At 58.1% G+C, this 9,030-nt stretch carries 5 protein-coding genes and 1 pseudogene; 4 read left to right on the forward strand and 2 right to left on the reverse strand.

Going from position 1 to position 9,030, the window contains the following annotated elements; genetic code table 11:
* Nucleotides 1–4,094 (reverse strand): annotated as a pseudogene (locus H6M51_RS23565) (hypothetical protein); the annotation flags it as partial.
* Nucleotides 4,095–4,551: 457 nt separating this feature from the next.
* Between H6M51_RS23565 and H6M51_RS23570 the strand changes: the two are divergent.
* Nucleotides 4,552–5,190, forward strand: coding sequence for an SOS response-associated peptidase (locus H6M51_RS23570; protein WP_185812219.1), 639 nt, complete (start codon nt 4,552–4,554; stop codon nt 5,188–5,190).
* 542 nt (nt 5,191–5,732) lie between these two features.
* On the forward strand, nt 5,733–6,044 hold the full coding sequence (locus tag H6M51_RS23575; protein ID WP_185812220.1) for a helix-turn-helix transcriptional regulator: 312 nt from the start codon (nt 5,733–5,735) through the stop codon (nt 6,042–6,044).
* 161 nt (nt 6,045–6,205) lie between these two features.
* Here H6M51_RS23575 and H6M51_RS23580 read toward each other — a convergent pair whose 3' ends face one another.
* Nucleotides 6,206–7,096: a LysR family transcriptional regulator gene (locus H6M51_RS23580; RefSeq protein ID WP_185812221.1), complete on the reverse strand. Its 891-nt coding sequence runs from the start codon at nt 7,094–7,096 to the stop codon at nt 6,206–6,208.
* Between the two features lie 106 nt (nt 7,097–7,202).
* Here H6M51_RS23580 and H6M51_RS23585 point away from each other — a divergent pair, with 106 nt between their 5' ends.
* Entirely contained in the window at nt 7,203–7,433 is a 231-nt protein-coding gene (locus H6M51_RS23585) for a helix-turn-helix domain-containing protein (RefSeq protein ID WP_185812222.1), read from the forward strand.
* Nucleotides 7,434–8,074: 641 nt separating this feature from the next.
* Nucleotides 8,075–9,030, forward strand: a 956-nt coding sequence (locus H6M51_RS23590) for an ATP-dependent helicase (protein ID WP_185812223.1), incomplete at its 3' end; no start/stop codon positions are given.

A 9,030-nucleotide genomic window follows, 5' to 3' on the forward strand; every position in this document is an offset into this window, starting at 1 on the left:
TCTCTGTCTCCATCACCACCCCGGTCCTCATTGCCGTCGCCGGCAACCTGACGCTGTTCTTCCTCGACGACACCGCCATTGAAGGGCTGCCCGATCAATGGCTGATCGTCAGAAATCATTATGCCAGCCGTCGCAAAAGCCGCGCTATCGCCGTCCGCATCGGTGCCCTGGAAGGCAAATGAGAGGTTGATCATATCGGAGCCGACAGCGTGGTCGAGCTCCTGGAAGATCTCGACGGTGTAGGAACCGTTCGGGCTGGTCGGGTCAAGAACGATCTGGAATACGTTGACGCGAACCGGCTCAACACCACCCAGGTCCATAAAATAGGCCGTCAGGGTCTGACCGCCATTCGAGAGCTCGACAACCTCAAACGTCAACGCGCGACCGCCCGACGAGAATGTGCCACCTTCGATCAACAGACCAACGGCCGCAGCGTTGGTGGTCGTGATTTCGGAGACCTGGGCGGAGGGGCCAACAGACTCGTCACCTTCGCCGAGCGTTTTCTTCAAACTGTAAAAGCGAACCGTTCGACCGAAAGCGTCACCCTGGACCTCGCCGCGGATATTGTCGTCCGCACCCCAAGCAATGCCGAGCGAGACCGCATTTGTCTTTGTCACATCAGCCGGCTGCGTCGCATCCGTCTCATCATAGGGGGACACGTCATCTTCGCTCAGTGTCGGGATCGCACCCACCTCGCCCTGCATCGGCTCGTCATCTCGGATGCGAACGCTGGCTTCCCCAGCTTCAGCGCTGTCGCCGTCTGCATCCGTGCCCTGGAATGCGAATGACAGCCTGATGGAGTCAGAGCCTGCATTATGGTCGAGCTCCTGGAAGATCTCCAGGGTGTAGGAGCCGTTCTCGCTGGCCGGGTCAAGAACGACCTGGAATACATCGACGCGAACCGGTTCGACACCGCTCGTGTCCATGAAGTAGGCAGTCATGGTCTGCCCGCCATTGGCGAGATCGATCACCTGGAAGCTCAAGGCGCGACCGCCCGAGGAGAAGGTACCCCCTTCGATCGACAGACCGAGTGCCTCGGCATCCGAATAAATGCCGGCCGCTATCTGACCGGGCACCGACAAACCCGGCTCATCAACTTCGTCGGCTGTGACTGTCGTGCCGAAGAACCGTACGGTGCGGCCAAAATCGTCACCATTGGTTTCGCCACGGATGTCGTCGTCGGCACCCCAGGCGATTCCCAGCGAGATTGCACTCGTTTTCGTGATATCTAGGTCTGTCGCATCCGTCGCATCATAGGAGGATACGTCATCTTCGCTCAGTGTCGGGATCGCGCCCACCACGCCCTGCACCGGCTCGTCATCTCGGATGCGAACGCTGGCTTCCCCAGCTTCAGCGCTGTCGCCGTCTGCATCCGTGCCCTGATATTTGAAGAAGATCCGCAGCGCGTTGCTGCCAACATTATGGTCGAGTTCCTCGAAGATCTCGACAGTGTACGAACCGTTTTCCGATGTCGGATCAAGAACGATCTCGAACACCTTCACTTGAGGCTCGCTGCCGTCAATAAAGGCAGTGAGCGTCTGCCCGCCATTGGCGAGATCCGCGACAACGTAGTAGAGCGACTTGCCACCGGATGTGAAGGCACCACCACGAATGGAAAGGCCAAGGGCTGCTGCGTCACTGTAAGTGCCGGCCTCGATCGGAGACCCGACCGGAACCAGTCTCGCTTCCATGCCACCTTCGTCTTTTTCGGTTGTCGTACCGAAGAACTTTACGGTGCGGCCAAAGCTATCGCCCTCGGTCTCGTCACGAGTATTGTCATCGGCACCCCAGGAAATGCCAAGTGAGACATTGCCGGTCTTTGTCACATCTCGGTTGCGGCTCGCATCCGTCAGGTCGTATGCCGAGACATTGTCCTCGTTCAGGCTCGGCCGCCGACCAGGCTCGCCTTGGACAGGCGCGTCATCGGCAATGGTAACGCTTGCGATGGCAGATTCCGCACTGTCGCCGTCGGAATCTGTGCCCTGGAAGGCAAAGTTCAGTGTGATGGCATCCGAGTTGGTGTCATGGTCAAGCGGCTTGAAGATTTCGACAGAATAGCTGCCATTTTCAGCCGTCGGATCGAGCGTGATCTTGAAGACGTCGACGCGGACCGTTTCCTCGTCAATGCCCTGTTCGTCGTAGAAGGCAATGATGGTCTGACCGCCATTGACTTCATCAATGACCTGGAAACTTAGCGCGCGATCGCTGGACTTAAACGACCCGCCAGTGATCGACAGGCCAAGCGCTCCGGCGTCGGTATAGATACCAGCAGAAAGCTGGCCAGATGTTTCGACGCCTGGCACATCGTCATTGCCTTCGGTGACCGTTGTTCCGAAGAAACGGACTGTTCGACCGAAGACATCACCCTCAGTCTCGCCCCGGATATCGTCGTCCGCGCCCCAGCTGATCCCGAGCGAACCGGTAGTCGATGCTTCTTCACCCTCCGTCGTGTCGGTCGCGGGATAGGCGGATACGTCGTCTTCAGAGATAGCGTCGGCCCCACCGACTTCTCCCTGCACCGGCACATCATCAATGACGTTGACAACAAAGCTTGAAGTGACGCTATCGCCGTCGCTGTCGGTCGCGGTATAGCCAAAGGTCAGCGACAGAGTGTTTTCGTCGGCGCCGGAAGCGTGGTCCAATGGCTGGACAAGCGTAAATGTGTAGGAACCGGCTGCCGCATCCGAGAGCGTGGCAAAAAACACGACATTCTCGGCCGTTGCTGCAGTCGGCACTGTGTCCCCAGTGTAGCCGACCAGTGTGCCATTCGGCAAAACGGCTGTAGAAACGGTTTCACCAAGCGAGGTCAGTGCGCTGCCAGACGCACTCGTGACGCCAACGATCGCATTCGTGAAAACAACAGAGCGGTCACCGAGCAGACCGTCGTTGTTGTTGTCTGCGCCCCAGTTGACGTTCAGCGAGCCCGTGGCAACAGCAGAAAGACCGGCTTCTTCATTTTCGTCATTGCCGCCGACAAGCGACTCGTCTTCGGCAGTGCCCGTTGCGCCCAACGATACGGTTGGCGCGTCATCCAGGATATCGATGCTGAAGCTACCGGTGACCGCGTCATTATCATTGTCAGCGATGACAACGCCGAAGTTCAAACGAAGCACATCATTGATGCCCGACTGACCGACACCGGGATTGTCCACGGCCCCAGACAGAACGAAAGTAAAGGCACCGCTGGCCACGTCGGTGACTGTGAGGGTGAAGATCGTCACCCCGTTGGCTGTGCCGGTGAGGGTGAGACCGTTTTCAGACTGCGAGACGATGATCGGCACACCCGCCGAGGTCAGACCGACTGGTCCCGCAGTGGCGTTCGTCGCTTCCGTCACATCACTGGCAGACGTGAAGGTCACACTGCGAATCGTGCCGAAATCGCTGCCCTGAGAGAATAGGATCCGGCCGAAAACAGTCTGGTTGTTCGGATCGGCATCGACGAGCACGGTCTCGGAGAGCGGAAAATCGCCCTGAACACCGAAGATCGGCTGACCATCGATGAAGGCACCGACATCACCAAGAGCCGCATCGTCCTGATTGGTGCCATCCAGCAGACCAGCCAAGACAAACTCTTCGATGCCGTCACCAACCTGATTGTCTTCGAAGGTGCGGTTGCCATCCGGCGTCGACTGAGCCGAGAAAGTGCCATCGGCACCTGCCGCAACGTTGATGTTGCTCTCTTCAAGAGCGGCAAACAGCGCGACCTGCGGCAGCTCAAGCTCACCAATCACGAAGGTCGGGATGTTGGCGGCGCCACCAATCACGGTGATCTCGGTGCCGTCCGCCAATACAAGTATAAGGTTATCGCCATCAACCTGGAACTCGAGGTTGTCGAGTTCGATACCAGCCGGCAGTGTCACGACATTCTCGCCGTCCGGCGTCACTTCGCTCGGGATCACCGCGGCCGCGACATCAACCGGCGGCTGAGCCGGCAGGCGGTCGGTGCGACCGGCGTCGGGCGTTTGTGCCTGGGCGACCTCAATTCCGTCGGCGGTCTCGCTTGCGAAACCCAGATGCTGCTCGACCGCAGTGTCAAAATCGTCGGCTGCGGAAGTATTGTCGATGCTGGACAGGCGCGGATCTTCGATGGACATGGTAACTCACCCCTTAACAAGTTGATCGCAGTTAAATCGCGATGAAGGGGGAAGCGCAATAGTCTGTTAACCCATTGCGCATAACCGGTTATGCCGCTACCGACCATTATTGAAAATGGAGTTAATTTCGGAGCCAAAAAGCAAGTATTTTCTGTAGTTTATTAAAATTTTATCGATTGCTGGTGCCGGCCATCTGGCATGAAAAGCAGCAAGGTCTCGGCAACTGGAGCGCGCCTTCTCCATCGCATATCCATCAAGTTCATCTGTCGGCACAGAGCAAAGCTGCGACCAAAGACGTCGCGAAGTCTCCTGATAGCCGCGCTCAAGCTATCGACCTCGAGACGCGTGGCATACCATGTTTCAAGACAAAGCTCAGCCAAGCGAGCCGCGCTGAACAGCAGGGATTGCGGAGAGGCGCTTGGGAAGGCAACATCAGCCTTCGTCGGGAGGCCTTGTCATGTGCAATCTCTACAACATCACCACCAACCAGGAAGCGATCCGCGCCATCACCCGAGCGATGATCGATCACGTCGGCAACCTTCAGCCGTCGCTGGATGTCTATCCGGACCGCTTGGCCCCTGTCATCCGATCAACCGCAGACGGCCGCGAGCTCACCAACCTGACATGGGGCATGCCGTCACCGCCTTCAGTCACGGGTGGCAAGCCTGAAAGCGGCGTGACCAATATCCGCAACACTAGCTCGCCGCACTGGCGCCGCTGGCTTGGACCCGAGAACCGATGCCTGGTCCCATGGACGAGATTTTGCGAGTGGGAAGACACCAAGCCGAAAAAAACGAAGCGGTGGTTCGCAATCAATGAGGAGATGCCCCTCGCTTTCTTTGCCGGCATCTGGACGTCCTGGCAGGGCGAGCGTGGCTCAATAAAAAACCCAAGGTCAGGTCAGCATCAGCTCTTCGGCTTCCTGACGGCAGAGCCCAACGACGTGGTAAAGCCTATCCATCAAAAAGCCATGCCAGTGATCCTGACAACAGAGGAAGAGCTGGACACGTGGCTTCAGGCCCCTTGGGCTGAGGCAAAGGCTCTTCAACGCCCGCTACCAAGAGAACAGCTGGTATTGCTGCCGGTTACCCCATGAGGTGGGAAATGCTCCTGATCGCAGCGCTGATAGCCACAACCCTGATTTCGGCAGGCGGGGCAATCTACCGTTTCATCGGACAGTGACACGAGGACAAGGTCGTTCTGCTCGCTCACAACGAAGAATACGAACAAATTGAGTGCCTGTCTGGCCGAAATGGGTTTTGACACCGATTGGCACGCCATCTTCGTCCCAAGGAAAACCTCGGACCGGACCAAGCAGCGGTGCACCCACGGGTGTCAGGCGAACAGCCCTGCTTGTCTGGGAGGTCCAGTCTCCGGGACAGGCCGTGGCTATTAGACCACGTGAGTGGATCATCCAAGAAGTGAACGACTGGCCTGAGCTGTCCAATGCGCAGACGTCCAAAGGCGTGAAGCGTCTGGTACCCGTATGTGTCCAGGCAACAGGACCTGCAGGCAGTTTGCCCAGCAGCGGACAGCACCGCATTGAAGAAGACGTGTTCCAACACGAGACTTGCTTGACAAGAACTCTAGGCTCCTGAACATGAACACGTGGGAACCGTGAGCGTGCAAGGCATTGTAGTGACGACTGAATCCGAAGATCTCCAGCTTATCGCTCTGAAACTGAAGACGACACGCAAGGAACTCGGCTACTCGCAGAAGCGTGTTGCAGAAGAAGCCGGAATTTCGCGGCTCCGTTACCAGGATATCGAAGCCGGACGCAGCTCCGCACGTGCGGTCACGCTCATCAACATCGGACGCGCTTTGGGTCTTGAACTGGTTTTTGTTCCCCAGGCCTGGGTACCGGCCGTCAACGCGCTTATCCGGCCTGACAACCACGTCGATGATACCCCAGCGCTTGTCTTCACCCAGCTTGACGATCCTGACGAGTGACTTGCGCGTCAACCCACCCGCTTGCCCATTCAATACTATGCCGTGCCCGCCTGGCCACACGCGTCACGCCGAAGCGCCGCAATAGCACGCAACCCATTCGTGGCTGCTGCCTCCCGCATGAAGACGGCAAAGCACGCTGAGTAGCAAACGACCCGCAGCCCTCACCTACCCGGCCGTCCCAGCGTCCTCGCAATATCGATGATATCATCACGGGCCGCCGTCGGATCATCCTTGCTCCAGGCAACACCGAGCCCGATCTTCAAATCGATGCCAGTCACCTTCTTCAGCACCACATCTCTACCCGGCAGATCCCCCGTCCATTCAGGCGCAAAGCCGACGCCAAGGCCTGAGGAGACAAGCGAGATCAGCGAGAAGGTGTCGTCACAGGTATAGGCGACATTGTCATTCAGCCCGTGCTCGTCAAAGGTCTCTGCGAAATAGCGCTCGGTGTAGGAAAGGTTCTGCCGCTTGAAGGCGATGATCTTCTCACCCTTCAAATCCTCAATGGTCACCTCGTGCTTCGAAGCCAGCGGATTGCCCAACGGCACAGCGAGCAGATACCGCTCATGGGCAATCGAGAAGAAGCGCAGCGAGCCGATGTTCTCGACTGGCCGGATGAAGCCAAGGTTCAGCTTGCCGCATTCCAGCTGCCGGATGATCTCAGACGTCGAGCCGTTCGAGACATGCAGGCGGATATCGGGGAACTTCCGGCCAATGCGCGCCAGGAACGCCGGCAGTACGCCTGTCGTTGCCGGATAGATCGTGCCGATCCTGATCTCCCGCATGCTGCCGCCTCCTGCCGCACGTGCCATTTCGGCTGAGAGATCAAGCTCCCCCAGCATCCTGACGCAGCGATCGTAGAACACCTCCCCTGCCCGCGTCAGCTCTACCTTCCGTGTCGAGCGCGTCAGCAACTGCACACCAAGCCCCTTCTCCAGGGCCTGGACCTGTGTGCTCAGCGCCGGCTGGGCAATGTTCACCCGCATGGCGGCACGGCCGAAATGCAGTTCCTCGGCAACAGCGACGAAGTAGGAGAGTTGGCGGAGTTCCATTGGTAGCTCCTGCGTATGGGTGAACGAGCTGCAGCGATCACAGCTGTCCGAGCGTTTGTAGAGTATACTCCGTAGCGGCATACTCGACAAACGATTTCCGTGGGGCATGGAAATTCGTGAGCTCTTCGCCAAAAATTTACGGAAATCGCGTCAGGCAAAAGGCTTGTCGCAGGAAGAGTTGGCGCACTTGGCGGACATAGATCGAACTTACATTAGTTCTTTGGAGCGTGGCTTATACAGCCCCACCATTGAAGTTCTGGACAAGCTGGCGCGCGCTTTAGGCATTCAACCTGAAGATCTCATCAAATCAGCGACTGACAGCGAACGACGTCAGTGATCTTGACCACTCTAGGCACGATGGGGACCCAGAATTAGGTGCCAGGAACGCCTCAGCCCTGCCGCAGGTTCTCGACGTAGGACTGTTAAGTCAGTGGCGGGGATCGGCTTGCACCCTTGACCCGCAATGGGTCTCGGCAAGAAGTTTGGTGCGGGCGCTCGCGGAGGAGGAACCAGCGACCGTCACCATATCCTCGGAAAGCGACGAAGCCGCTCCGCCGCTGAAGGTCGGACGAAAGCCGAGGGTGTAGCCGGAACGCGCTGAATGGCAGATGCTCAGATGCGCCATGGGGTTAGGCCGGATCCGGTCTAAGTGGATTCAATTAAACAGAAATTCAGCAATCTGTACGGCTGACAACGGCATCGCGCATCCATGGGCGTCAGCTGCTATCGGCCGCGGGCCAGATTCAGCTTTGCCGATGTGACGACTATCGGCAGCGTTCCCGTGCGAAGCGTCTTGCGCAGAACCTATCCTGGCCGCGAAATACCGATGGCGCCGCGGGCCTCCCGCATCGCCTTGAAGCCGACGTCAAACCTGCTATGTTCTTTATTTGTTCAATAATTCATCGAACCTGGCTGCTTGGACCGTCGAATGTGGTTGGCACCAGTTCGGCCGAAACTTCAGACATCAAGCGAGACCGCATGACCGCCCATCTGGAAACCCTCAACGAACGGCAGCGGGAAGCGGTCACCCATGGCTCCAGCCTTCCCGACCAATCCGTGGCAGGCCCGCTGCTTATCATCGCAGGTGCCGGGTCCGGCAAGACCAACACGCTTGCCCATCGCGTCGCCCATCTGATCCTCAATGGTGCTGATCCTCGGCGTATCCTTTTGATGACCTTCTCACGTCGCGCGGCCTCCGAAATGGCGCGCCGCGTTGATCGCATCTGCCGACAGGTGCTCGGGGAAAAAGCACTTGCTGACGGGCTGTTATGGTCAGGCACATTCCACGGGATCGGGGCAAGACTGCTGAGGCTCTATGCCGAACAGATTGGCCTTCCCGTCGATTTCACGATCCATGACCGCGAAGACAGTGCCGACCTGATGAACCTTACGCGCCACGAGCTGGGCTTGTCGAAGACCGAGACCCGCTTTCCCACCAAAGGAACCTGCCTTGCGATCTACTCGCGCGTCGTCAATGCCGAAAGCTCGATCGCAGAGGTGCTGAAATCCGCCTATCCCTGGGCGATAAACTGGGAAGAGGAATTGAAGGCGCTGTTTGCCGCCTATGTTGCGGCCAAACAGACGCAGGGCGTCCTAGATTACGATGACCTTCTCCTTTACTGGGCACAGATGGTCTCGCATGCAGAGCTGGCCGACGATATCGGCAATCGCTTTGATCATGTGCTGGTCGACGAGTATCAGGACACCAACCGGCTGCAGGCCCAGATCCTGATGTCACTCAAACCGGGTGGGCGAGGCCTCACCGTTGTCGGCGACGATGCCCAGTCGATCTATTCATTCCGGGCGGCCACCATCCGAAACATCCTCGACTTCCCCAATGAGTTTTCGCCAAAGCCAGCCGACGTCATCACGCTTGACCGCAATTACCGCTCGACGCAGCCGATCCTGGCGGCTGCCAATGGTGTGATCGGCTT

Source organism: Rhizobium sp. AQ_MP (assembly GCF_014237835.1).
Classification (GTDB): Bacteria; Pseudomonadota; Alphaproteobacteria; order Rhizobiales; family Rhizobiaceae; genus Allorhizobium.

Excerpts from the sequence above, each read along its gene's own strand:
- H6M51_RS23570 (WP_185812219.1), top strand. The coding sequence starts at position 4,552 with ATGTGCAATCTCTACAACATCACCACCAACCAGGAAGCGATCCGCGCC.
- H6M51_RS23580 (WP_185812221.1), bottom strand. The coding sequence starts at position 7,096 with ATGGAACTCCGCCAACTCTCCTACTTCGTCGCTGTTGCCGAGGAACTG.
- H6M51_RS23585 (WP_185812222.1), top strand. The coding sequence starts at position 7,203 with ATGGAAATTCGTGAGCTCTTCGCCAAAAATTTACGGAAATCGCGTCAG.